Raw genomic sequence first — 22,662 nt, 5'->3', positions numbered from 1 at the left:
AAATAGAATTGCCTAGCAATTTTATTTTTTATTTAAATACATACATACAAAATGTATGATAAAAGGAGGAAATAGAATGAACACTTCTACTGTTGCACTATCTGTTCAAGAACTCAAAAAAAGCTATCAGGGTGTGTGTGTCTTGAACAATGTCAGTTTTGCAATTAAAAAAGGCTCAATTTTTTCTTTGCTGGGATCAAACGGCGCTGGCAAAACAACCACCATCAAAATTCTGACTACCCTTAGTCAGCCGGACAGCGGAAAAATCTCGATCTATGGCTATGACCCTGTATCTGAACCAAGCAAAGTTCACCAAGTTATTAGTTTAACTGGACAATTTGCATCGGTGGATGGATCCTTGAGTGGATTTGAAAACCTAGTTATGATCGGCCAATTGAACAGGGTAAAAAATCCTAAGGAAAAAGCTAGAAAATTGCTAGAGTATTTTGACTTGGCAAAGGCTGGGGATCGACTGGTCTCTACCTATTCTGGTGGCATGCGCAGAAAGATCGACATAGCTATGAGTCTAGTCAATGACCCGGACGTTCTATTCTTGGATGAGCCAACAACGGGGCTGGATCCCCAAAGTAGGAGAAGCATGTGGCAAATTATCAAGAAACTCAAAAAAGCGGGAACAACGATCTTTTTAACCACTCAATATTTGGATGAAGCTGAGAAATTAGCCGATCATATCGCGATCCTGGACAAAGGGGGGATCATTGTGGATGGCACTCTTGCTGATCTGAAACAGGCCGTTCCACAAGGATTAATTGAATTTTCATTTGCAGATAAAGAAAATTATCAAAAGGCTCAGCTCTTGCTTTCTTCCTACAAATTTACCCTTGATGACGAACAATGTTTATTGATCGTTTATACTGACAGTACAGTCGAAACCTTTATAAAAATTCTGGAATTGCTGAGGTCGAATGATGTTCAAATCGAGCATTTTCAGCAAAAGGATCCTTCTTTGGAGGATGTCTTTCTAACACTAATCGGAGAAAAGGAGCGCGTCACAAATGAATAAAAGTCTTCCATTATTTAGCGATACCATTATCATGTCAAAAAGATGCCTCACCTTATCCATGCGAAATATTGACACTGTTTTGACGAGTCTGGTTTCGCCACTTTTGCTGCTATTGCTTTTTGTTTCCTTATTCGGTGGCGTGATTGAAGTCGGCGGGATCTCCTATATCAACTACATTTTTCCAGGTGTCATCCTTCAATGCGTCGGACAATGTGCCGCTACGACTGCAATTAGAGTAAGTAATGACATCAAACAAGGAATTATTGATCGCTTCCTTACGATGCCTATCAAAAAATCCTCGATTCTGACAGGTCATGTATTAGAAGCTATGATTCGAAATTTGTTGACGATCATCACTTTAATCATTGTTGGTTTGGTTATTGGTTTTCGCCCAGAAGCACAGATTCATGAATGGCTTCTAGCAATCGGTATAATTTTATTATTCGTTGCCGCTCTTTCTTGGAGCGCTGTGCTCTTTGGCATTTTAGCCAGTAGTCCAGAAGGAGCTAGTGGTTTTTCGATTGTTGCTATCGTGCTTCCCTACCTAAGCTCAGGTTTTGTCCCAGTTGATACGATGCCCAGGTGGCTGCAGTTTTTTGCAGAAAATCAACCGATGACTCCGCTTATCGAAACCGTTCGAGCCTTACTTTTAGAAAAGAAACTTGAAATGAATGATCTTTTATTATCACTTATATGGTTTCTCTCATTAATAATGCTTTTCTATGTTCTCTCTAGAAGCGCATTTAAGAGAAAAATGCTGAAATAAGATAAATTATTACTCCCCGTGAAAATTCAATAATATTAATTCTATCACTTTGACTTCTATAAAGCAGTATTAGATCGTTATTGTTACGCTGTTGTACTGCTTTTCCTCTTTTATGAAGGAAATTCTCGAATCTAAAACAAGCTAATTTGGACATTGTTATTACGGCAACTATCTTGTTGTTCTTTTTTTGTCTTTCTTTATCTATTTCCAATTGGTACTTTTTTGTAGGTGCGACAGGCCCGTTTACAATGCTTTTTAACTACATTTCGTGACGGATTACTGCAAAACGAAAAACTTCGTAAATTATTGTTCATTTAAGTCTCAGTTTTGAGACTTTTTCACGTGGTATCCCCTCAAAAAAAGAAATCGGCCTCTAAAATGGATGTAGGATAGAAGTTGAGACAGATTTTGAGAGAGGGTAAACTAATCTCAAAGGAAGGTGTCTCGTCATGCCAAAATGCTACAAGAAAGAATTTAAGGAACAGATTTAACTAATCTTCAATAAAAAAATATCAATGAAATCGCTAGGCGTAAAGACAAAAATACGTTTACCGCCCAGTCGAACAAGAAGCATACCATATTCAAATGTTTCATTCCCTGTTGGAAGATCGATCACTGCACGACCTTCATCAGTATTTATTTTTGACTTTTCAATAGAGACTGGGCTACAAAACTTTTTTACATCCTCCCAGTTGTTTTTCCTATACATAATATAAGCGGCATTTTCTTTTAGCATGCGCGATCCGATAGGATTTGCTAGCAGCTTTGCTTCTTCAGCATTCAATTTCTTCAAGATATCGGCCCTCTTTTAGCAAATTCTTTTTCAATTCTCATAGCATTTTAAGGCGTTTACAAAACATCAAGAATACACTTTGTCATATAGACCTAACACATTATAGTAGACAAGGGAGAATGGCGGAAAACATTCTCTCTTGTCTACTTTTATATTTTAAACAAAGACGGCAACAACTCTCGGACAAAATCAACGCTATAGTAATCCAACAATTCCGTTACAGTTTCCATGATCTGAAGCTGTAAAGACGGTTTGATCTTCTCCTTTTCTAAAAGATCCTTAACATGAGTCAAATATTCTTTTTTAGTCAATGTAATCTCCCTTCAGCTACATGTATTTATCTACAAATGCTTTTATAACTACTTCAAATTTTTGATCATTAAGCTCTTCGTAATATCCGCCCTTATAGTAAGAGAGACCCATTGTTAATGCATGTATCGGTGTAAATCCCACATTTTGGATCTGGCTTTCCATTAGGTTCATTGCAGTTTGCTGCACTTCATTCATACTATCACCCCCAAAAAGTAATTTTCAGCTGTTCCACATAGCCTATCATAAATCATTCTGAATCATCTTCACTAATCAACCTTGCTGTCCCGAAATCTTCCTCAAGAATTTCATCATCTGAAATGTCTTCTCCTGCACGTGTCCTTCTGATCTTATCCTCAATTTCATTCATTACTTCTGGATTTTCAAGTAGCACTTTCTTCATCGGTTCTCTTCCTTGTGCCTTTAATTGTCCATTGTAGTCATGCCAAGTTCCTGATCTCTTAACAATATCTGCCTCAACACCAAGATCGATTATTTCTCCGACTCTTGAAATTCATTGTCCGTACAATAAATCGAATTCAATAACTTTGAATGGCGGTGCTATTTCATTTTTTTCCACTTTGATTTTTGTACGATTTCCAATGGTTTTATTTTCATCTCTACCTTTACCAACGGCTTTAATTTGTTCAGCTCTTCTGACTTCTAAACGAACTGTGGAGTAGAATTTCAGCGCACGTCCCCCATGAGTAACTTCCGGATTTCCAAACATGACACCGACTTTCTCTCGAATTTTTTTAATGAAGATAACCACACTTCGTTAAGATTCATTTTACCGGTAATTCTTCGTAAGTTAGATTGACAGTCCTGATTTATCGACACCACAGAATTCTCGTTATCATAAACGAATTCCTTCACGACTGTGACATGATACTTGATGGCTTCGTCAATCTCCACCATGATATTGTCTTTGGTAATCACACTTTTTTGATCGATTTCTAACGGCGTTTGTTTCAACGAAGCTTTTGTCTTATTATTCGTCTTTTTACCACTATCGCTATTTTCCGTATGGATATTCCAGTATCCCCAGCATGGAGAAGATCGTTGGAAAGTCATTAAGCCGATGCTCAAATCTAAGGTGCTGACGTAATATTTTCATTTTATTTGTACTTTTTACAAAAACCTTATTATATCAACCTTTCGAAAAATAAATAACACCTATAAAAACAGAGGGATGTCAACTAAAAAGGAGGAATTTCCTTCAAATAAAAAAACATCTAAACACTTTTAAATAGAGCATTCAGACGGTTTAAAATAATCAATACCTGATCTATTCATTTAGTAAGATTAACGTTTTCTTTTTTGAGTGTGCGCCAAGAAATAAAGCTGATATATCACTATTTTGCACCTTTAAATCTCTTGTTATTTGACTCCTCTACCCCCCTGTTAGAGTACGGGGGCTAAGGCTTGCCGAGCAATGCTCGACAAGCCTTCACTCCCAATATTTATTGCATGAAATTGACCAAAAACCGCGGTCTTTCTCACATCTGTAATGCTCATGGTCACTCCTCGACCGAGGAGACCTCGGTCGAGTCATTGCCTTCACCGCTGGGCGCTTTAGCGCCCAGCTCTCACAAGGAGACCTTGTTCGTTCAGCACTTGAGCAAACAGCTGTGGAAATCATTTCAACCCAGCAACATATTGGAAAATTATTCTTGCAAATTCCTGCTCAAAGCCTTACCCATACATATTACGTTTCAGGAAAAAATCATTTGAGTACACTCGCTCATGTGGTTCATAAATTTCAGTGGTTAATAATTCCCATCTAATTTACTCATACTTCATTAGATCTGTCGTTAGCAACCAACTGATTACACTCTCCTTATGAAAATGAAAACCTCGTTCTCCTAGACGAATTACTGGTAGCCCTTTCAAAATTAACTGATCTAATGTTTCGTCCCCTATTTCTAGATACTTTTTTACCTCTTTTCTTGAATTCCAAAACTCATTTCCCACCCCAATCTCATTTTTAGCTCTCAAAAATTCCTCAGAAATAATTTCAAATATGTACTTTCTCAATTCTTTTTCTTCCTCTGGCGGAAAAATAACTTTTAATGCTGTCATCCATTCATCCCCTTATTTGCTTGTCAAAGATCACTTTTAGCAGTACAATCATTGTACCAGATACATTATATTGTACTACAGATGTTTGTATTTATCAATAATTAGGTACAATTTATTTTACTTTAAGGAAGTGATAGAATGCCAAAGCAAATATATGACTATACATCAATTCTCAACAACTTCAGCCTAAATATGAAATCTGAGCGGATTAAGAAAAAGATGACACAAAAGGAATTGGCTAAGTTCGTTGGCGTAACAAAACAGACCATTCTAAACTATGAGAATCAAAAGACTATTCCCACTTCAAGTGTGATGGAATCCATTGCTTTAGCGTTAGGTACTTCTCTTGAAGCTCTGATTGGAGATGACGATGAAAATCAAAAACGTATCCGGATAGCTGAAAGAATTGAAGAAATGGATACCAACCCACACTTTGAGAGACTAGTGCTGGAGGAAGAACTGCTAGAGGAAATTTATGAGTTAGCCAAACTTAAGAGAAACATTGAAGAAAAAAACATGTCTGAGCAAGAACTAGATGAGTTAATTGGCGGTAGATTAAATAAATCTAAAGACGAAAAGATTCATCTTCTTCTTACAGAGAGAGAATCAAAAATTCAAAATTCAATCAAGAACTTGGAAAAATTCTACAAAAAAAATGTTGAGGATATCATTTATAGATTTGATGTTTGATGAAAGTAGAATCCTTTTTGCATAGCCTGTCCGCTAGAAAGAGGGAAATAGTAAATGTCACAAATTGAAAGTTATAAAAAAAAGAAAAAGACATATTATAAAGTGAGAAATCTATACTTAGGAAGAAATGAGATAACTGGAAAAAAGTGCTATCGAGATAAATGCGGATTTAAAACAAAGAAGGACGCTCAACTCTGGATAGGAGAAACGTTAAAAAATACTTCCAAAAACGGTATTTCAGGAAAACAGACAAAAATTCAAACATTTAGGGAGCTTTACGAATTATTTCTAGAACATCAGAGGAAGAACACTAAACCGTCTACTGTTGCTATTAATCGTAGATACATCGAATTACATGTATTACCCTATATTGGAGAAATGAAGTTAAATGATATAAAACCAGTATTCCTCCAAAAATTGGTTTACCAATGGCATGACAAATATAAGCAGTACGCTTATATCCGTAAAGTGGCTTCACAGGTATTTAAGTATGGTGTATCACTTGAAATAATAGATACAAATCCTATGTCTAAAACACTAATTCCTAGACCCAAGCAAGCAGAAAAGAAATTACTATTTTGGACTAAACAGGAATTAAATACTTTTTTTGAAAAATTAGAAGACTTTGGTAATCAGAAACAACTAACCTATTTCAGAGTATTAGCATATACTGGTATGCGAAAAAGCGAAGCTCTAGCATTGCAATGGAAAGATATTGATTTTACTAACAAAAAAATCAGTATCACTAAAACTATCAGTATGGATGAAAATGATCAACAATATGTTTCTAACACACCTAAAACGATTAACTCAATACGCACAATATCTGTAGATGAAGAAACGATAAAACAACTAACAATATGGAGGTTAGTTCAAAAAGAAAGTTACTTTCAATTAGGTATTAGCACAACGAATGAAGATCAATTCATTTTTACAGATACTCAAAACAGATTATATAAACCTCAACGAGTAAATGACTGGTTAAATTATCTAATTGACAAATACGAGTTACCTAGAATTACACCACATAATTTAAGGCACACCCATGTTTCCTTATTGTTGGAAGCAGGGGTCCCTATCAAAGAGGTATCTGAGCGTGTCGGGCATAAGGACAGCAAAATTACTATGGAAATATATGCTCATATTAGTGAGGAGCAAAGCGAGCGTGCGGTTGATACATTTATGAATTTTATGAAAGCAACCTAAAATTAGACAGGAAAAAGACAGGATATTTTGATCAAACCCAAATTACTGATCAAAAATAAAGGTAGAATGCTTGATTCAAAAGCATTCTACCTAAATAAATTATTTTATCCAACTGACCCTTCCATCTCATACTGAATCAGACGGTTCAGTTCCACAGCGTATTCCATCGGTAATTCCTTCGTAAATGGTTCCACAAATCCCATAACGATCATTTCAGTCGCTTCTTGTTCAGAAAGACCGCGACTCATTAGATAATAAAGCTGTTCTTCGGAAATTTTTGAAACTTTCGCTTCATGCTCCAAAGAGACATTCCCATTCAAAATTTGATTATAAGGGATCGTATCTGAACTGGATTGATCATCCATGATGATCGTGTCACACTCAATGTGGCTGAATGAACCAGCGCTATCCCGTCCGAAACGGACGGTTCCCCGGTAATCTACTGCGCCGCCATCTTTGGCAATAGATTTTGAAACGATCGTACTAGATGTGTTTGGTGCGTTATGAATCATACGGGCACCGTTATCTAGTACAATATTTTTTCCGGCTACAGCAATTGACAGCATGGTGCCGCGTGCGCCTTTGCCTTCCATATAGACACTTGGGTATTTCATGGTTACTTTTGATCCTAAGTTGCCGTCGACCCATTCCATTGTCGCGTTTTCTTGTGCTTGTCCACGTTTGGTTTCCAAACTGTACACGTTGTTTGACCAGTTTTGGATTGTAGTATAACGGCAGTAGCCATCTTTTTTAACGAAAACTTCCACAACTGCGGCATGCAAACTATCTGAAGAATAGGTTGGTGCAGTACAGCCTTCCACATAGTTGACACTCGCACCTTCGTCTACGATAATCAGCGTACGTTCGAATTGTCCGGTATTTGCCGAATTGATCCGGAAGTATGACTGGATCGGAATATCCGTTTTTACACCTTTTGGTACATAGATAAAGGTTCCGCCAGACCAGGCTGCTGAGTTCAAGGCAGCTAATTTGTTGTCTGATGGTGGGACTAAGGTTCCAAAGTATTCTTTGAATAATTCGGGGTACTCTTTCAAAGCTGAGTCTGTATCAGTGAAGACGATCCCTAGTTTGGTGAACTCGTCTTTCATGTTGTGATACACTACTTCTGATTCGTATTGGGCAGAAGCTCCGGCTAAGTAAGCGCGCTCTGCTTCAGGAATTCCCAGACGTTCAAAAGTCGTTTTGATCTCTTCTGGTACATCTTCCCAATCGCGAGCTGGTTTATCGCTGGAACGAATGAAGTAGTTAATTTTATCGTAATCCAATTCGGATAGATCTGGTCCGTAATCGGGCATATCTAATTTTCTGAATGTTTGCAGAGATTTCAAACGGAAATCCAACATCCATTCTGGTTCTCCTTTTGCGCGGGAGATTTCGCGAATGACTTCTTCAGATAATCCTTCACCAGTCGTAAAGACAGGTTCGATATCATCGTGGAAGCCAAATTGATATTCCTCTTGCATTTCAGGTACACTCATGTAATCCCGCTCCTCATCTTAATGTATTTCTGTTCTTACTACTCTTTGTGATATTGTCCTTCACGAGCTTTTCCTTGTTCGCTGGTCAACGCTTTGCCTAATGCTTTCCAGGCTAGTGTTGAGCATTTGATACGAGCTGGGAATTTCGCTACACCGCTAAGCATCGCTGCATCTCCCAATGCTTCCTCGTCGTCTTCAGGAATCTCATTGCCTTGCACCATTTGGGCAAAAATTACCGCTAAATGCTCTGCTTCTGAAACAGGTTTTCCGATCACCGCATCCGTCATCATGGATGCGCTCGCTGTAGAAATCGAACAGCCGCTGCCGGAAAACGCGATATCGGTAATGACATCGTCTTTTACAATCAGCTCAAGCTCGATTACATCGCCGCAGGTCGGATTATTCATCTCGATCGTCTGCGTGGATTCGTTCAGCTTTCCGCGATGATGGGGATGAGAGGAATGATCTAAGATCACCTGCCGATATAAATTGTCTAATTTAGATAGCGCCATCTTTGAAAAACTCCTTCGTCGCCTGAATTGCTTCGATCAAACGGTCCGCATCTTCTTTCGTGTTATAGAAGTAGAAGCTGGCCCGCGCCGTCGCTGGCAGATTCAAATAATTCATTAATGGTTGTGCACAATGATGTCCTGCTCGCACAGCGACACCTTCCATATCTAAAGCGGTCGCTACATCATGAGGATGGATATTCTCTAGATTAAAGGCGATCACACCAGTATGCTGCTCTGGATCTTGCGGGCCATAAATAGTGACTCCGCCAATTTCACGTAATTTCGGTAAAACATAAGCGACTAATTCTTGTTCGTAGTGATGGATATTCTCCATACCAATTTCGTTCAAATAATCAATCGCGGCTCCAAGAGCAATCGCACCTGCAATGTTCGGTGTGCCGGCTTCGAATTTCCATGGTAATTCTTTCCAAGTACTATCGTAAAGATTTACAAAGTCGATCATTTCGCCACCAAATTCAACTGGCTCCATTTGCTCCAGCCATTGACGTTTTCCATATAATACACCGATTCCGGTTGGTCCGCACATCTTATGTCCGCTAAAGGCAAAGAAGTCTGCATCCAATTCTTGGACATCAACTGTCATATGGGGTGCTGCTTGCGCGCCATCCACGATCATTACCGCGTCATTTGCATGGGCCATCTCAGCCAATTCTTTGATTGGATTAATAACACCAAGCACGTTGGAAACATAGGCTAATGAAACGATCGCTGTTTTTTCATTGATGATTTCTTTCGCGGCAGCCATATCGATAAAGCCTTCATCTGTCAACGGTAAATAGCGTAGTTTTGCACCTTTACGTTCAACTAGCTGCTGCCACGGAATGATATTAGAGTGATGTTCCATGTAAGAAATAACGATTTCATCGCCCTCTTTAATAAAGGCATCGCCGTAACTGCAAGCCAGCCAGTTCAACCCAGTAGTGGTTCCACGAGTGAACAAGACTTCAGCAGTTTCCTTCGCATGAATAAATGCTCGGACTTTTTCCCGACTATTTTCATAATCTTCTGTCGCCCGTTCCGCTAAAGTATGTACCCCACGGTGAACATTGGCATTATCATTTTCATAGTAATGGCGCAGCACATCTAAGACTTGCGTCGGCTTTTGGGTTGTCGCCGCATTGTCTAAATAAACAAGTGGTTCATCATTTACTTCTTGGAAAAGAATTGGAAAATCTTTTCTAATAGTAGAAAAATCCCTCATTATTTACTCAACTTCCCTTCGATCGTTGCGATCAATTGCTCTTGAGTGGCTTTTACTGGAATAGCTGTGATAACAGGTCCTAAGAATCCACGGATAACCAAACGTTCAGCCGCTGCTTTTTCTAACCCGCGACTCATTAAGTAGAAGAGTTCGTCAGGATCGACCCGACCAACACTGGCCGCGTGTCCAGCAGTCACTTCATTTTCATCGATTAAAAGGATCGGATTGGCATCGCCTCGAGATTTTTCAGACAGCATCAGCACACGACTTTCCTGTTGCGCGTCCGCTCCCTTAGCACCTTTTAAGATATGCCCGATGCCGTTAAAGGTCAAGGTCGATTTATCTAAAATGACCCCATGCTGTAAAATATGGCCAATCGTATGAGGGGCTTTATTTGTTACTCGAGTGTCAATTCCTTGGATTTGTTTGCCATCACTAATTGCGACAATCTTCACTTCTGAATGAGAGCCTTCACCGACTAAGTCAGAATCAAAATCTGCGATGACATTTCCATCGTTCATAATCCCGATCGCCCAGTCGATCATTGAGTCTCGCATTAGATAACCACGACGATTCATGTAGGTAGCAATGTTTCCGCCTAATGAATCAACGGCGGAGAATTTCACTCGTGCACCAGGTTTTGTAATTACCTCAACTACAACGTTTCCTGATAATTTCTTCGCAGTATCTCCTTGTGATTCAAACCGTTCCAAGTAAGAAAATTCGCTGTTGTCTTCTGCTACGATCAGCACATGTTTAAAGAAATGGGCATCGTCATCACCATTATGCAAAAATAAACTTTCAATCGGTTCTTCAATCACCACGTTTTTCGGAACATATAGGAAAACACCGTTATTCATAAAGGCCGCGTGTAAAGCAGTCATTGAATTTTCTTCAACAGGAACTGCTTTAGTCATGTAATATTCCTTAACGAGTTCGGGGTGCTCCTGTACCGCTGTCACCAAATCAGTGAAGATTACTCCTTGATCAGCAAGCTTCGATGAAAGCTGCTCGAAAACAGTCGTTTCACCTGATTGCACGATAATCGGATTGTCCTTCATTTGATCGAAGCTGGGAATCGTTCCCGCTGCTTCTTGATGCTCAGGTTTTACATTATACAGATTCCAACGAGCGAACTTTACTTTTTCAATCACAGGTAAAGGCAGCTCATCGATTTTGTTCAACGCGTTGACGCGCAAATCGGTCATCCATTGAGGTTCGGCCCATTCTGCTGAGAAAGCTTTGACGGCCTCAAGATATTCTGTCCATTTTTTCATCTATCTTGTCCCTCCTAAACTTCTTCTTTGTAATCGATACCTAATTCAGCAGAGATGCCTGCGTAGCCTTCAGCTTCCAAACGTTTCGCTAATTCTGCATCGCCAGTCAAGACTACTCGACCATCCATCATGATATGCACCACATCAGGAACGATGTAATTCAGTAGACGTTGATAATGAGTGATGATCAATGCTCCGAAATCTTCGCCGCGCATTTCATTGATTCCTTTAGCAACGACCTTCAACGCATCAATGTCTAGTCCTGAGTCGATTTCATCCAGGATCGCAAAAGTTGGTTCGATCATTAATAATTGAAGAATCTCATTTCGTTTCTTTTCTCCACCAGAGAAGCCTTCATTTAAATAGCGTTCCGCCATTTCTTCCGGCATATTCAGCAAGTCCATTTTCTTATCTAATTTTTTCAAGAATTGCATCACAGAGATTTTATCTTCTTCCTCACGACGAGCGTTGATCGCTGCGCGCATGAACTCTGCATTGCTGATCCCTGGAATCTCACTTGGATATTGCATCGCTAGGAACAGACCTAAACGTGCGCGTTCATCAACTTCTAAATCTAAAATATTTTTTCCATCGAAAAGAATCTCGCCTTTTGTCACTTCATAGTTTGGGTTCCCCATGATCGCTGCTGATAAAGTAGATTTACCAGTTCCATTGGGCCCCATGATGGCATGGATCTCACCCGTCTTCATCACAAGGTCTACACCCTTTAAAATTTCTTTATCGTCGATGGCAACGTGCAAGTCTTTGATTTCTAAAACTGACATGAAAGTACCTCCAAAATTTTTTTCTCGTTCTCACATATTTTAGACTAAATGAGAATGGAATACAAACTGATTCACCAATTTTCTTATAAAAAACAGCACTTTATTTAGAATAATTATAAATTCATCCTCTGTAACCCCAGTTATTCTGAATCCGCGAAAAGCTTCTGTAAAAAAGCCGCCTCCGTTAATTTTTCAGTTGGCTCTTTATAATGGAAGAAAGCCGGCTTCTGATCATAAAATATCTCCTCCGTCAGTTTAGCATGATCGATCTCAGCAAATAATCCCACGGGAAAATAATACTCATTATCAGCTAAACCATGATAAAATAAACTGCTGCCGCAAGCCTTGCACGATCCTCTCTCCGCCCATTCCGAAGACATAAAGCGCTGAATCTGTTCTTCTCCGTTTAAATTAAAATTCTCCGGCAGAACGCCTTTCAGTGCCATAAAAGGGCCGCCGAAAAATTTCTGACACATATGGCAGTGACAGACAGTGATTTCTTCTGAAATTTTAGGAATCGTGATGCTCACCTTTCCGCAAAGACATTGACCTGCTAATTCCATGCTTTTACCTCCTCATTTTTTGCTACAAGCTGTTGCTTCCAGTGTATCAATAATAAGGAACTTTATAAAAGTTCTTTTTTGAAACAAATGAGCTTACTCAGCCCTGCAAAAAAAGCTGAAAGAAAAATTTCCTCCAGCAGTTTTACCAATTGATTAGTATAAACATTTGATATGATGGTGATTTAATTTGTCCATTTTCTCTGCTGACAACGGTTTTTCAGTAATCAGGTAGTCGATTTCATGACAAGCAATCGCCTGATACATGTACTTATGATCCAATTTATCTTCTGTAGCTAATACGACTACATCATTTGCCTGTCTGCGAAAAGCCTTTTTGATGAGTGCTTCTCCTTCGTGGGTTTCCGTCACTCCATGATCAACGTCTAATCCACGACAACCGATGAAGGCAATATCGGCATTATAGGTCAATATGTCATTGTAGGCCTTTGACCCGTTGATCGTTGCTCGCTTAGGGACAATTGAGCCGCCCAATACGGACACATGTGCAGTGGTAAATTCACTCAGCATCGCCGCTGTAAGAACGCCGTTCGTTATGACCTGCAAGCCGTCAAACTTGCTTAAATTTTTGATCAAATGCAAACTAGTCGTGCTGGAATCCATAAAAATGACCATATCATCCTTCACTAACGTCTCTGCCACATCCGCGATATATTGTTTATTGTCCTCTTCATTTAACCGAGTTACTTTCATTAAATAAGGAACATCGATCTTCTTATTATCAATAATCATCGCTCCGCCGCGAGTCCGTCTGATCAGCCCGCTTTCTTCCAGCAGGACTAAATCTCTTTTCACAGTAGCCTCGCTATAATTGACCAAATCAATCAAATCTGCGACAGTCGCAAACTGATTCACCTTTAAATAATTAACTATTTGCTGCTGCCGATCTTCAATCACACTTAACATCTTTCTCCCCCTCTGCTTGTTGTTTCCTTTAATTATAACTTCTCAAAAGGAAAAGAAGACAGCCCTCTCAATAAAATTGAAAGTTCTGCCTTTTTTCTTAGTATAAATCAGCTTTTCCGATCGTATTTAAAACGCTCAGCTTATGCTTAACGACTTCCTTAACCTTGTTATTCGCTTCTGGATAAACGTCGCCTGGTTCATACATTTCTGGATGGTTGCTTAATATCTCTCTTAGTGCTGCAAAGAAGACACTTTTTAGATCGGAACTCAGATTGACTTTTGCTACACCGTATTTTACTGCCTCGCTTACTTCAGAGTCCGGGTTTCCTGATCCTCCATGTAAAACAAAGGGAATATCGATCCGTTCATTTAATTCTTTTAATAAATCGATATTCAATTTTGGTGTCATATCTTTAGGATAAAGGCCATGAGCCGTTCCAATTGCTACAGCAAGCGTGTCGATCCCTGTCTCCTTCACAAATTCCTCCGCTTGGTCAGGATCCGTATAAATGATGTTTGCTGTTCCGCCCTCTGCTGAACCGTTGTTCCCGATCGTTCCCAACTCCGCTTCAACCGATACGTTCACGCCATGTGCCAGCTTCACAACTTCTTTTGTCAATTTCATATTCTCTTCATAGGGCTGAGTTGATGCATCGATCATTACCGACGTATAACCATTACGAATTGCTCGCATAACATCCTTCACTGAACCGCCATGGTCCATATGAATCACAACAGGAACCTTGCTATTGTGTGCATAGTCTTTAGCTGCCGCCACAAACTCATCATTTAAATAAGCGATCTCATCAGGATGTATCTCTAGAATCACAGGAGCATTTTGCGCCTCGACTTCCTCCATGATGGCTTTCATCATATCGTAACTGCAAATATTAAAGGCAGGTACGGCAAAATGATTCTCTTTAGCGACACTCAATAAATCCTTCATTGTATACAACATTACATTTCCACCTCATTTATAATTTTGCTATCCTCAACTGTTACCGGCTTCTTCAACATACCAACCGCTAGCGCAGTCACTACTGTTCCCGCCACGATCGCCAGCAGATACATCGGCAGATTATTCATTACATTTGGGATCAGCATCACCCAGATCCCTCCATGAGGAGCCATTGAAGTAACGCCCGCAGCCATGGATATTCCGGCAGCAGTTGCTGAACCCAGCATCAAGCTAGGTATCACCCGAATCGGATCGGCCACCGCAAACGGAATAGCCCCCTCAGTAATGTAAGACGCGCCCAAGATCCAGCAGGATTGTCCTGAAGTTCGTTCTTCCTTAGTGAACTTATTCTTGAACAGGATCGTTGCTAAGGCTAATCCTAAAGGCGGCGTCATTCCCGCAGCCATACATGCAGCAATTGGAGCATTGACACCCGCCGACATCAAACCGATGGAAAATGTTGAAATTGACTTATTGATTGGACCACCCATATCAGCAGCCATCATCACACCAATCAATAATCCGAACATAAGACCGGAAGTATTACCTAACCCATTTAGCCAACCAGTCAACGCATCCAATACCCAAGCAATCGGCTTATCTATCAAGAAGACCATCGCCAGACCGATGACTAAAATGGAAACTAGCGGAACAACAATCAGTTGATAAATAGCTGCCAATTGTTTTTTTATACTTATTTTATTTGCTAAAAGATCTGTTAAATACCCTGCTAACAGACCGCCGATCATTCCGCCTAAGAACCCTGACCCGCCATTTGCCGCCAGTAAACCTGCGACGATCCCTGGTGCAAAGCCGGCTTTGCCAGCAATCGAACTAGCAATCCCCGCTCCTAGTGCCGGTACCATCATTGCAAATGCTGTTCCCCCGCCAATCGTTGACAAAGCTCCTGCAAGAGCATTATAGTCATCAGATTTCGGATCAGAAGCAGTGATTCCGAAAGCAAAGCTCAATGCGATAATGATCCCGCCAGCAATGACAAAAGGCAGCATATAGTTAACACCGTTCATAAAATGATTATAAATCCCGCTTTTCTGCTCTTGTGATCCTTCGTTCTTTTCGGCGGAGATTTCGATGGTTCCAATATTTTCTAAAGCTTCCTCGATTACTTTTTCAGGCTCCTTAATCGCCCGACTAGTTGATACTCGTTTGATTTTCCGACCAGCAAATCGTCTTGTATCGACATCCTTATCTACCGCCAAAATGATCACATCAGCTGCTTGGATTTCTTCCGGTGTCAATACATTCTCTATTTTTGCCCCTTGTGTTTCAAACTTTGCCTCATGCCCTAAGCTTGTTGCTGTCACTTCCAGCTTTTCAGCAGACATATACGTATGAGCGATCCCCGTAGGACAAGCTGTGATTCCTATAATTTTCATGATGATTCCTCCTTACTGATAATCTCAATTACTTCAATGGCATTAGCCGCATGCTTCAACTGATTTCTAAATGTCTCATTCATTAACCTTCGCGACAAATTACTCAATATTTCCAAATGTATATTGGAGGTCTTCTTAGGGACTAAAATTGCAAACACCCATTCAATTTCTCTTCCATCGAGACCAGTATAATCTGACATTTTCCCGGTACGGACAAAGCAAATAGTAGGTTGTAAAACAGCTTTGCTCTGCGCGTGAGGAATTCCAAATCCATCCTCTATTCCTGTAGATGTCTCCGCCTCTCTTCGATATAAATCCTTGATTACCTTTTTCGCTTTTGTCACTCGTTGATTTTCCTCAAGCAAATGACCTAGCTTGCTAAACAACTCATCTTTTGAACGAATTGATTCATCAAAAATAACCAAATCGTTCATCATTAAATCAACCAACTTCACCATTAAAACCTACTTTCACAACTAGGATAGCGCTTTCCTGTTTATGGTGATAACTATAGCATCGCTATCCAAAGCGTTCAATATTTTGACTGTTTTTCGGTTTAAAAGTCTTTTAACGATAAAAAAGTTCAGTAATCATGATCGAAATCGGTCACAATTACTGAACATCTCAGCTGTTCTTTTTATGTTAAAGAAAAAACTCAATACAAATGTATTGAGTTTAGGAAATTATTCTTACTTGTCAACGGGTTTTACAGAGCCATCCCATTTTTCTAAAATCCAGTCCTGAACGTCTTTTTCATGGAGAACCTTAACTAGTTTCTTGATACGAGCATCGTCTTTGTCTGCGGTACGAACAGCCAGAATATTGGCATAAGGCGATGTATCTTTTTCAAGCAATACAGCATCCTTAACCGGATTCAAGCCAGCGCCGTAAGCAAAGTTGGCATTGATCGCCACTAGGTCGCCTTCGTCATTACTATAAGTTGTTGCTAATAACGCTGGGTCGATCGAGTGATCAAATTTCAATTTCTTAGGATTTTCAGCGATATCGTCAAAAGTCGCTGTTTCTAAATCGACGCCTTCTTTCACTTTAACTAAATCAGCATCTTGTAAAATTGTAATAATTCGTCCCCAGTCTGATTCAGAGCTTGAAGTAATGATCGTCGCTCCATCCTTCAGATCTTTGATATCCTTGATTTTCTTAGAGTACAAGCCCATTGGTTCGATATGGATTGCGCCCGCATCAGTAAATTTATAATCATTTTCCTTCACTGCTTTTTCAAAGAAAGGCTTGTGTTGGAAATAATTCGCATCAATATCTTTGTCTGCCAACGCTTTGTTTGGCAACACGTAGTCATCGAATTTTTTTATTTCTAAATTCACGCCTTCTTTTTCAAGCAATGGTTTTATGTGTTCCAAAATTTCTGCGTGAGGTGTTGGTGAAGCCCCAACAACTAATGTATCGCTTTTTTCTTTACTGCTGTCATCAGAAGAATCTGCTTTGCTATTTCCGCAAGCCGCTAATCCTACAGTTAATAATGCTACTGCTGCAAAACCTAAAAATTTCTTTTTCATTGATAGTTCCCCCTAATAGTTTTTACTAAGTTTATTTTTAAAGAATAATAGATATTCTGTTGCTAACGCTTGTCTGTTCGCTTCGTCAGAAAATCACCGACGCCTTGAACAATGAATACGATGATAAGAATAATCACAGTTGCTACTAATGTGACAGTGTAATTGCCTCGCTGATAGCCTTCCTGCCAAGCCAAAGCCCCCAGTCCGCCCGCACCGATCGCTCCTGCCATCGCGGTAAAACCAATCATAGAAACTGATGTAACCGTCAAGCCTGAGATCAACGCCGGTAAACTTTCCGGTATCAAAACTTTGTAGATTGTTTGAAAATAGCTGGCCCCCATGGCGTCCGCCGCCTCCAACACACCAGAGTCGACTTCACGAAAGGCGATCTCAACTAAGCGTGCATAAAAGGGTGCTGCTGATAAAACCAATGCCGGAATCGCTGCTTTAGCTCCCAGCATCGTTCCAACTAGTGCCTTGGTAAAAGGTATAATCAAAACCATCAGAATCATAAATGGCGTTGATCGGAAAATATTACTAAGAATAGAAACTACACCATATAAAATGCTGCGAGCAGCAGAATGCTTACGCCCCAATGAATAGAGCAGCAAGCCTAACAATAATCCTAAAACAAACACGATCAGCATTGATACGATCGTCATGAACAATGTATCATTGATCGCCTCCTTCAAAGTATCCCAAGATACCTGCTGGAAGTTTAAATAGGTCTCTGAAAAACTCTTATCCACGGTGCAGCACCTCCACTTCAACTTGTTGACTCTCGATAAAGTCGATCGCCTCTTCAACCTTGTCGACCTCTCCCGTGAATTGAACGGTTAGAGTTCCGAAAGAATTTCCCGTTGCCCGCTCAATGTTTCCATAAACGATACTAATGTTGATTGGAAACTTGCGAATCGCTTGAGACACCACCGGTTCATTGGCATTGTCCTCTAGAAAGTGCAGTGTAGCCAAAGTACCATTGGGATTTTCTTTGATAAAGTCCTTCAGCAAATCAGATGGATCTGCTTTTGGTTCAAGATCCTGTTGAACAAAAATCTTAGTCACTTCCTGTTTTGGATGGCGAAAGACTTCACGGACAGAACCCTCTTCCACGATTTTTCCTAACTCCATCACAGCGACCTTATTGCAGATTTTTCGGATTACATTCATCTCATGAGTAATCAACACGATAGTCAATCCCAGCTTTTTATTGATGTTGGCCAATAATTCTAACACTTCCTCGGTTGTCTGAGGGTCTAATGCGCTGGTCGCCTCGTCGCAAAGCAAGATATCTGGGTCATTAGCTAGCGCTCTTGCAATCCCAACTCTTTGCTTTTGTCCGCCGGATAATTGAGAAGGATACGCATCGCCTCTGCCATCAAGTCCGACCAGACTCAATAATTCTTCTGCTTTTTTCTTTCGCTGATCCTTTGCTACTCCTGCCAGCTCCAACGGTAATTGAATGTTTTCAATTACCGTTCGTGACCACAATAGATTAAAATGTTGGAAAATCATTCCAACTTTTTTACGAAATGTTCTTAACGGTGCTCCTTGTAATTTTGCGACATCCTCACCATTCACTAACACTTGACCTGCTGTTGGTGATTCTAGTCCATTCAATAAACGAACCAATGTACTCTTTCCTGCTCCTGAATAACCAACGATGCCGTAGACATCCTTTTCTTCAATCGCTAAATTGATTCCATTGACTGCGTGGATTGGTCCAGCTTTGCCGGCAAAGCTTTTTCCCACTTGATTTAGCTCAATCAATGCCATGCTTCTTACTCCCTTTCTATTAACCAGATAACTTTTAAATCGCTTATTGTTGTTCCTCTAACAGACAAAAGATAGGATTCCTGTTCATGACAGCTGCCTCACTAGAAGGAACTCAATTTTCCCAAAATCGGAAAAATGCGTTTTATACCTGTCACGCATATTCTTCTACTAAACTGCTTCATCGAACAAACTGCGAAAAGCAAAACAAACAAAAAAGCTTCCGTCCTAAAAAATGTACGTTTGTACACTTAGGACGAAAGCTTTAACTTCCGTGTTACCACCTAAAATTCGTTCTGACCTTACGATCACAACCTCTGCCAGTACTTGCATCATGCGCATACTGAGGTGCTATAACGGGCACTCCCGTGACAGACTTGGCATATGCTTCGTCCATCCTGCTCAAAGACCATTTTCCATCTCATTGCCGCAACTCCTTTTCAGCGTACCGGAGCTCTCTTTGTACTTTAATCAGATGTACTTTTCTTTTCATCGCTTTCTCATGTGTATGAAAGGATTATATCAAGGAGATTTTATCCTGTCAAACATCAAATGAAAATTTCTTTATAAGTTTTCAAACTCTTCTACGTCAACTTCACGCAGTGATAGTATCCAAGCATCCAATTCTTCTTTAGTGTTCAGCGCTGCGGGATCAGCAATAACCTTTTCGCTGACAGAAGAAACGACCCCTGTTAAGGGACTTTTGAATTCCTGTACAGCTTTTTCAGCCTCGATCTCTAACAACGGTTCACCGGCTTTAACCGCTTGACCAATTTTTGGCAAAGAGATAAATGTAACCTCACCAAGTGTCTCTGCCATTTCAGCGGTTAGTCCCATACAATAGTCTTTATCGTTATGCAAGATCCATAGACCTTCATTTTTCTTCAAGTAACTCATTTCTTTATAACGCTCCTTCATAAGTTGTTTCTTTAAATCCATTTAATAAAAATTGATCATTTTTGATCAGCAATGGACGCTTCACCAGCATCCCGTCACTCGCCAATAATTCACTCGCTTCCGCTACTGATAAATCAGCCATTTTGTCCTTTAAGCCCAGCTCGCGATACTTCATGCCGCTCGTATTGAAAAATCTTCGTACAGGTAATTCACTCGCTGACAGCCATTTTTCGAAAGCCTCAGCCGAAGGAGTTTCTTGAACCAGATCAATCGTTTCATATTCAACACCTGCTTGGTCTAACCATGCTTTGGCTTTGCGACAAGTCGAACATTTTGGATACCAATAAAATTTAAGCACTGCGTGTCCTCCTGATAGGTTTCTTATTCGCGCTCTGATAGCGCATCGATAAAATCAAGCCGATTCCAATCATATTTCCTAAAATGGATGAACCCCCTTGACTGATAAACGGCAGCGGAATCCCAGTTAATGGCAATAGACCGATATTCGCGCCAATATTTTCAAAAACATGGAACAGCATCATCATGACGATGCCTGATGCGATATAAGCGTAAAATTCATTATTCATGTCAAAGCATAATCGAATCATGCGATAAATCAAAATAAAATAGAGCAAAATTACAAACGCACCGCCAACGAAACCAAAGTTCTCGCCGATCACTGTAAAGATCATGTCTGATTCTCGTACCGGAACATAAACATTGCTGACATTATAGCCTGTTCCAAGCATCCCGCCAGAACCAATTGCCATCAATGAACGAGCCAATTGATAGCTTTTCCCTTGAGGATCATGGAAGGGATCTAACCATGAATCAATCCGAGCAAACTGATAATTTTTAAATCCGATATGAGTCAGCAAATCTCTTCCCGAATCCGTCGTTACTAAAAAAATCATTGTTCCGCCGATAACAACTGCTAATGCAATTGCGGGAACTAAAATCAGCCAAGATATCCCTGACATCAGAAACATACCTGAAAAAATAGCTAAGAAAACTAGCATTGTCCCGAAATCTTTTTGAGCTAAAATCAAGCCAAGAACTGGAAGAGTTACGAGCATCATTTTTATAATCAAAAATGCATCTGTCCTCAATGTGTGGAGCTTATTCGCTACATTGTGCTTAGTAATAATCAACGCCATCATCAAAATATAAGCGATTTTCATCAATTCTGATGGCTGAAAAGTAAAGGTGCTGATCTTGAACCAGTTTTTTGAACCCGTTGACTCAGCTAGTGCAGGATCATAATACTTCAATAGCGCCAGCATGACCGCCAAACCAATTACATATAGAAACGGTGTTAACCGCCATAAAAGCTTCGCATCAAAATGAATAATAATTACAACAGCTAAAGCCCCAACTACATACCAAATCGCCTGCATAGCAAGGCCGCGAAAAACGTTGGGATCTCTTATGGTATCATGCGTTAATGCCACATAAAGCGAAAGCATGCCAATCAAACATAATATAAAAACAGGTAAAATGACGCCGTAATCAATCCGGCTATCATCATTGTTATTTTTCAGTCTATCCATTGTTCATCTCTTTTCCACCAGTATACTCGCTCTATTATAGACGCTTCTTTGACTAAAGAAAAGCAAGCATCGCTGACTTTGCAAAATCTTTATTCTTCGTTTGCCTCTTGCCGCAAATAATAAATCAAACCCCAAATTCCCAGTTGCAATAGACTAAACATTAAAACAAATTGTAGCTTCTCTGTACTCCAGTTTCCTGCTAATAATTCCAAGACATTCAAAGGATGGAACACCAATTCGATAGAGTGAATGCGATCAAACCGTCCAATGTAAACAGCGATGCTAGATAGAATAGACAATCCAACAAAGCAACCTACTTTTTGGACTATTCGCAGACGAACCGTTGAAAACAATTTGAATACTTGAGCCATGCCAATGAAAACCATTAGGATGATCGGCAGCAGCAGGAAAAGATAGGACCACCAGCCATTGCTATCCATCAAAAAGTGTCCACCCGGCTGATAAATCTTTAAACTAGCTAAATGAAACAAATCAGTCATCAGATAAGGAATGTTTGGAAAAAATAAAAGCCATAATGGCGCAAAAAACCATCGTCGCAAGCCTTTAAAATGTATGAATAGCTGAGCAAAAACAATCGGCAGCCATGCTAAAAAAACATTTAACCCCATAAAAGAAAAGGTTGTTTGACCAAAATGCATAAATAAAATATAAAGCCAGACAGCTGCATGAAACGAAAAAATTTTTTTCATAGTTCTCCTCAATTTTGTAAAGATAATTCGTGCTGAAAAGATGGTACAAATTTACGTTACCATAGAATACCTCAAAATAATGGGAATTTTTTTCGAATTTATTTTCCATAATAGCAAAAAGCCGTCAACATCAAAGAAAGAACTTTGATATGACGACTTCTAAAGTAGTGCCAGCTGCAGGACTTGAACCTGT

At 39.8% G+C, this 22,662-nt stretch carries 27 protein-coding genes, 1 pseudogene and 1 other annotated feature; of the genes and pseudogenes, 4 read left to right on the top strand and 24 right to left on the bottom strand.

The window, feature by feature from the left end:
• Nucleotides 1-76 precede the first annotated feature (76 nt).
• The gene (locus IGI67_RS00140; RefSeq protein WP_429956367.1) at nucleotides 77-1,024 is read left to right on the top strand and encodes an ATP-binding cassette domain-containing protein; all 948 of its coding nucleotides are present in this window, start codon (nucleotides 77-79) and stop codon (nucleotides 1,022-1,024) included.
• Nucleotides 1,017-1,790 (top strand): ABC transporter permease, encoded by a 774-nt coding sequence (locus IGI67_RS00135; protein WP_429956366.1) that lies wholly within the window; start codon nucleotides 1,017-1,019, stop codon nucleotides 1,788-1,790. Before IGI67_RS00140 ends, IGI67_RS00135 begins: the two co-directional genes overlap by 8 nt.
• 487 nt (nucleotides 1,791-2,277) lie before the next feature.
• On the opposite strand, the gene IGI67_RS00130 is transcribed toward IGI67_RS00135, so the two are convergent.
• The 7 genes and pseudogenes from IGI67_RS00130 to IGI67_RS00100 all read right to left on the bottom strand — a co-directional run bounded on the left by IGI67_RS00130 (nucleotide 2,278) and on the right by IGI67_RS00100 (nucleotide 4,974).
• Nucleotides 2,278-2,583, bottom strand: a complete 306-nt coding sequence (locus IGI67_RS00130; protein ID WP_429956365.1) for a hypothetical protein — start codon at nucleotides 2,581-2,583, stop codon at nucleotides 2,278-2,280.
• Nucleotides 2,584-2,732: 149 nt separating this feature from the next.
• Nucleotides 2,733-2,894 (bottom strand): hypothetical protein, encoded by a 162-nt coding sequence (locus IGI67_RS00125; protein WP_429956364.1) that lies wholly within the window; start codon nucleotides 2,892-2,894, stop codon nucleotides 2,733-2,735.
• A gap of 16 nt (nucleotides 2,895-2,910) precedes the next feature.
• Nucleotides 2,911-3,090, bottom strand: a complete 180-nt coding sequence (locus IGI67_RS00120; RefSeq protein WP_429956363.1) for a hypothetical protein — start codon at nucleotides 3,088-3,090, stop codon at nucleotides 2,911-2,913.
• Nucleotides 3,091-3,142: 52 nt separating this feature from the next.
• Nucleotides 3,143-3,361, bottom strand: a complete 219-nt coding sequence (locus IGI67_RS00115; RefSeq protein WP_429958594.1) for a hypothetical protein — start codon at nucleotides 3,359-3,361, stop codon at nucleotides 3,143-3,145.
• A gap of 45 nt (nucleotides 3,362-3,406) precedes the next feature.
• Nucleotides 3,407-3,622: a hypothetical protein gene (locus IGI67_RS00110; RefSeq protein WP_429956362.1), complete on the bottom strand. Its 216-nt coding sequence runs from the start codon at nucleotides 3,620-3,622 to the stop codon at nucleotides 3,407-3,409.
• Between the two features lie 41 nt (nucleotides 3,623-3,663).
• Nucleotides 3,664-3,882: pseudogene (locus tag IGI67_RS00105) on the bottom strand (SPFH domain-containing protein); the annotation flags it as partial.
• Nucleotides 3,883-4,680: 798 nt separating this feature from the next.
• A complete protein-coding gene (locus IGI67_RS00100; RefSeq protein WP_429956361.1) occupies nucleotides 4,681-4,974 on the bottom strand; it encodes a hypothetical protein in 294 nt (97 codons plus the stop codon).
• A 138-nt stretch (nucleotides 4,975-5,112) separates the two neighbouring features.
• Here IGI67_RS00100 and IGI67_RS00095 point away from each other — a divergent pair, with 138 nt between their 5' ends.
• Nucleotides 5,113-5,664 carry a helix-turn-helix domain-containing protein gene (locus IGI67_RS00095; RefSeq protein ID WP_429956360.1) on the top strand — a complete coding sequence of 184 codons (552 nt, stop codon included), beginning with the start codon at nucleotides 5,113-5,115 and terminating at the stop codon, nucleotides 5,662-5,664.
• 54 nt (nucleotides 5,665-5,718) lie between these two features.
• Nucleotides 5,719-6,870, top strand: a complete 1,152-nt coding sequence (locus IGI67_RS00090; protein WP_429956359.1) for a tyrosine-type recombinase/integrase — start codon at nucleotides 5,719-5,721, stop codon at nucleotides 6,868-6,870.
• A 104-nt stretch (nucleotides 6,871-6,974) separates the two neighbouring features.
• On the opposite strand, the gene sufB is transcribed toward IGI67_RS00090, so the two are convergent.
• The 17 genes from sufB to IGI67_RS00005 all read right to left on the bottom strand — a co-directional run bounded on the left by sufB (nucleotide 6,975) and on the right by IGI67_RS00005 (nucleotide 22,469).
• Nucleotides 6,975-8,369 carry a Fe-S cluster assembly protein SufB gene (gene sufB / locus IGI67_RS00085; protein ID WP_207108843.1) on the bottom strand — a complete coding sequence of 465 codons (1,395 nt, stop codon included), beginning with the start codon at nucleotides 8,367-8,369 and terminating at the stop codon, nucleotides 6,975-6,977.
• A 38-nt stretch (nucleotides 8,370-8,407) separates the two neighbouring features.
• Complete coding sequence (gene sufU / locus IGI67_RS00080; protein ID WP_207108844.1) at nucleotides 8,408-8,881, bottom strand: Fe-S cluster assembly sulfur transfer protein SufU; 474 nt, start codon at nucleotides 8,879-8,881, stop codon at nucleotides 8,408-8,410.
• Entirely contained in the window at nucleotides 8,868-10,103 is a 1,236-nt protein-coding gene (locus tag IGI67_RS00075; protein ID WP_429956358.1) for a cysteine desulfurase, read from the bottom strand. The genes sufU and IGI67_RS00075 overlap by 14 nt, the downstream gene beginning before the upstream one ends.
• Nucleotides 10,103-11,380 (bottom strand): Fe-S cluster assembly protein SufD, encoded by a 1,278-nt coding sequence (gene sufD, locus IGI67_RS00070; protein WP_207108846.1) that lies wholly within the window; start codon nucleotides 11,378-11,380, stop codon nucleotides 10,103-10,105. The genes IGI67_RS00075 and sufD overlap by 1 nt, the downstream gene beginning before the upstream one ends.
• Nucleotides 11,381-11,394: 14 nt before the next feature.
• Entirely contained in the window at nucleotides 11,395-12,165 is a 771-nt protein-coding gene (gene sufC / locus IGI67_RS00065) for a Fe-S cluster assembly ATPase SufC (RefSeq protein WP_207108847.1), read from the bottom strand.
• 140 nt (nucleotides 12,166-12,305) lie between these two features.
• Complete coding sequence (locus tag IGI67_RS00060) at nucleotides 12,306-12,728, bottom strand: GFA family protein (protein ID WP_429956357.1); 423 nt, start codon at nucleotides 12,726-12,728, stop codon at nucleotides 12,306-12,308.
• Between the two features lie 153 nt (nucleotides 12,729-12,881).
• Complete coding sequence (locus IGI67_RS00055; protein WP_429956356.1) at nucleotides 12,882-13,652, bottom strand: DeoR/GlpR family DNA-binding transcription regulator; 771 nt, start codon at nucleotides 13,650-13,652, stop codon at nucleotides 12,882-12,884.
• A gap of 97 nt (nucleotides 13,653-13,749) precedes the next feature.
• Nucleotides 13,750-14,610: a ketose-bisphosphate aldolase gene (locus tag IGI67_RS00050; RefSeq protein WP_429956355.1), complete on the bottom strand. Its 861-nt coding sequence runs from the start codon at nucleotides 14,608-14,610 to the stop codon at nucleotides 13,750-13,752.
• The gene (locus IGI67_RS00045) at nucleotides 14,610-16,007 is read right to left on the bottom strand and encodes a PTS fructose transporter subunit IIC (RefSeq protein WP_429956354.1); all 1,398 of its coding nucleotides are present in this window, start codon (nucleotides 16,005-16,007) and stop codon (nucleotides 14,610-14,612) included. The genes IGI67_RS00050 and IGI67_RS00045 overlap by 1 nt, the downstream gene beginning before the upstream one ends.
• Nucleotides 16,004-16,462 carry a fructose PTS transporter subunit IIA gene (locus IGI67_RS00040; protein WP_207108920.1) on the bottom strand — a complete coding sequence of 153 codons (459 nt, stop codon included), beginning with the start codon at nucleotides 16,460-16,462 and terminating at the stop codon, nucleotides 16,004-16,006. The genes IGI67_RS00045 and IGI67_RS00040 overlap by 4 nt, the downstream gene beginning before the upstream one ends.
• Nucleotides 16,463-16,696: 234 nt before the next feature.
• Complete coding sequence (locus IGI67_RS00035) at nucleotides 16,697-17,539, bottom strand: MetQ/NlpA family ABC transporter substrate-binding protein (protein ID WP_207108852.1); 843 nt, start codon at nucleotides 17,537-17,539, stop codon at nucleotides 16,697-16,699.
• Nucleotides 17,540-17,601: 62 nt separating this feature from the next.
• Nucleotides 17,602-18,288 (bottom strand): ABC transporter permease subunit, encoded by a 687-nt coding sequence (locus tag IGI67_RS00030; RefSeq protein ID WP_207108853.1) that lies wholly within the window; start codon nucleotides 18,286-18,288, stop codon nucleotides 17,602-17,604.
• A complete protein-coding gene (locus IGI67_RS00025) occupies nucleotides 18,281-19,315 on the bottom strand; it encodes a methionine ABC transporter ATP-binding protein (protein WP_207108854.1) in 1,035 nt (344 codons plus the stop codon). The genes IGI67_RS00030 and IGI67_RS00025 overlap by 8 nt, the downstream gene beginning before the upstream one ends.
• 246 nt (nucleotides 19,316-19,561) lie before the next feature.
• Nucleotides 19,562-19,814 (bottom strand) — a binding site (T-box leader).
• A 62-nt stretch (nucleotides 19,815-19,876) separates the two neighbouring features.
• On the bottom strand, nucleotides 19,877-20,209 hold the full coding sequence (locus IGI67_RS00020) for a glycine cleavage system protein H (RefSeq protein WP_207108855.1): 333 nt from the start codon (nucleotides 20,207-20,209) through the stop codon (nucleotides 19,877-19,879).
• Between the two features lie 4 nt (nucleotides 20,210-20,213).
• The gene (locus tag IGI67_RS00015; RefSeq protein WP_429956353.1) at nucleotides 20,214-20,567 is read right to left on the bottom strand and encodes an arsenate reductase family protein; all 354 of its coding nucleotides are present in this window, start codon (nucleotides 20,565-20,567) and stop codon (nucleotides 20,214-20,216) included.
• Nucleotides 20,560-21,759, bottom strand: a complete 1,200-nt coding sequence (locus IGI67_RS00010; RefSeq protein ID WP_429956352.1) for an FtsW/RodA/SpoVE family cell cycle protein — start codon at nucleotides 21,757-21,759, stop codon at nucleotides 20,560-20,562. The genes IGI67_RS00015 and IGI67_RS00010 overlap by 8 nt, the downstream gene beginning before the upstream one ends.
• Nucleotides 21,760-21,848: 89 nt before the next feature.
• A complete protein-coding gene (locus IGI67_RS00005; protein WP_429956351.1) occupies nucleotides 21,849-22,469 on the bottom strand; it encodes a DUF1361 domain-containing protein in 621 nt (206 codons plus the stop codon).
• Nucleotides 22,470-22,662: the final 193 nt, after the last annotated feature.

This window comes from Enterococcus sp. AZ196, assembly GCF_050498845.1.
Classification (GTDB): Bacteria; Bacillota; Bacilli; order Lactobacillales; family Enterococcaceae; genus Enterococcus_A; species Enterococcus_A murrayae.
Note: the sequence above shows the minus strand (reverse complement) of the source record. Positions and strands in the feature narration are given on the sequence as shown.

What these genes read in the sequence shown, in the direction of transcription:
- IGI67_RS00140 (WP_429956367.1), top strand. Translation starts at nt 77, where the DNA reads ATGAACACTTCTACTGTTGCACTATCTGTTCAAGAACTCAAAAAAAGC.
- IGI67_RS00135 (WP_429956366.1), top strand. Translation starts at nt 1,017, where the DNA reads ATGAATAAAAGTCTTCCATTATTTAGCGATACCATTATCATGTCAAAA.
- IGI67_RS00120 (WP_429956363.1), bottom strand. Translation starts at nt 3,090, where the DNA reads ATGAATGAAGTGCAGCAAACTGCAATGAACCTAATGGAAAGCCAGATC.
- IGI67_RS00110 (WP_429956362.1), bottom strand. Translation starts at nt 3,622, where the DNA reads ATGTTTGGAAATCCGGAAGTTACTCATGGGGGACGTGCGCTGAAATTC.
- IGI67_RS00100 (WP_429956361.1), bottom strand. Translation starts at nt 4,974, where the DNA reads ATGACAGCATTAAAAGTTATTTTTCCGCCAGAGGAAGAAAAAGAATTG.
- IGI67_RS00095 (WP_429956360.1), top strand. Translation starts at nt 5,113, where the DNA reads ATGCCAAAGCAAATATATGACTATACATCAATTCTCAACAACTTCAGC.
- IGI67_RS00090 (WP_429956359.1), top strand. Translation starts at nt 5,719, where the DNA reads ATGTCACAAATTGAAAGTTATAAAAAAAAGAAAAAGACATATTATAAA.
- sufB (WP_207108843.1), bottom strand. Translation starts at nt 8,369, where the DNA reads ATGAGTGTACCTGAAATGCAAGAGGAATATCAATTTGGCTTCCACGAT.
- sufU (WP_207108844.1), bottom strand. Translation starts at nt 8,881, where the DNA reads ATGGCGCTATCTAAATTAGACAATTTATATCGGCAGGTGATCTTAGAT.
- IGI67_RS00075 (WP_429956358.1), bottom strand. Translation starts at nt 10,103, where the DNA reads ATGAGGGATTTTTCTACTATTAGAAAAGATTTTCCAATTCTTTTCCAA.
- sufD (WP_207108846.1), bottom strand. Translation starts at nt 11,380, where the DNA reads ATGAAAAAATGGACAGAATATCTTGAGGCCGTCAAAGCTTTCTCAGCA.
- sufC (WP_207108847.1), bottom strand. Translation starts at nt 12,165, where the DNA reads ATGTCAGTTTTAGAAATCAAAGACTTGCACGTTGCCATCGACGATAAA.
- IGI67_RS00060 (WP_429956357.1), bottom strand. Translation starts at nt 12,728, where the DNA reads ATGGAATTAGCAGGTCAATGTCTTTGCGGAAAGGTGAGCATCACGATT.
- IGI67_RS00055 (WP_429956356.1), bottom strand. Translation starts at nt 13,652, where the DNA reads ATGTTAAGTGTGATTGAAGATCGGCAGCAGCAAATAGTTAATTATTTA.
- IGI67_RS00050 (WP_429956355.1), bottom strand. Translation starts at nt 14,610, where the DNA reads ATGTTGTATACAATGAAGGATTTATTGAGTGTCGCTAAAGAGAATCAT.
- IGI67_RS00045 (WP_429956354.1), bottom strand. Translation starts at nt 16,007, where the DNA reads ATGAAAATTATAGGAATCACAGCTTGTCCTACGGGGATCGCTCATACG.
- IGI67_RS00035 (WP_207108852.1), bottom strand. Translation starts at nt 17,539, where the DNA reads ATGAAAAAGAAATTTTTAGGTTTTGCAGCAGTAGCATTATTAACTGTA.
- IGI67_RS00025 (WP_207108854.1), bottom strand. Translation starts at nt 19,315, where the DNA reads ATGGCATTGATTGAGCTAAATCAAGTGGGAAAAAGCTTTGCCGGCAAA.
- IGI67_RS00020 (WP_207108855.1), bottom strand. Translation starts at nt 20,209, where the DNA reads ATGAGTTACTTGAAGAAAAATGAAGGTCTATGGATCTTGCATAACGAT.
- IGI67_RS00010 (WP_429956352.1), bottom strand. Translation starts at nt 21,759, where the DNA reads ATGGATAGACTGAAAAATAACAATGATGATAGCCGGATTGATTACGGC.
- IGI67_RS00005 (WP_429956351.1), bottom strand. Translation starts at nt 22,469, where the DNA reads ATGAAAAAAATTTTTTCGTTTCATGCAGCTGTCTGGCTTTATATTTTA.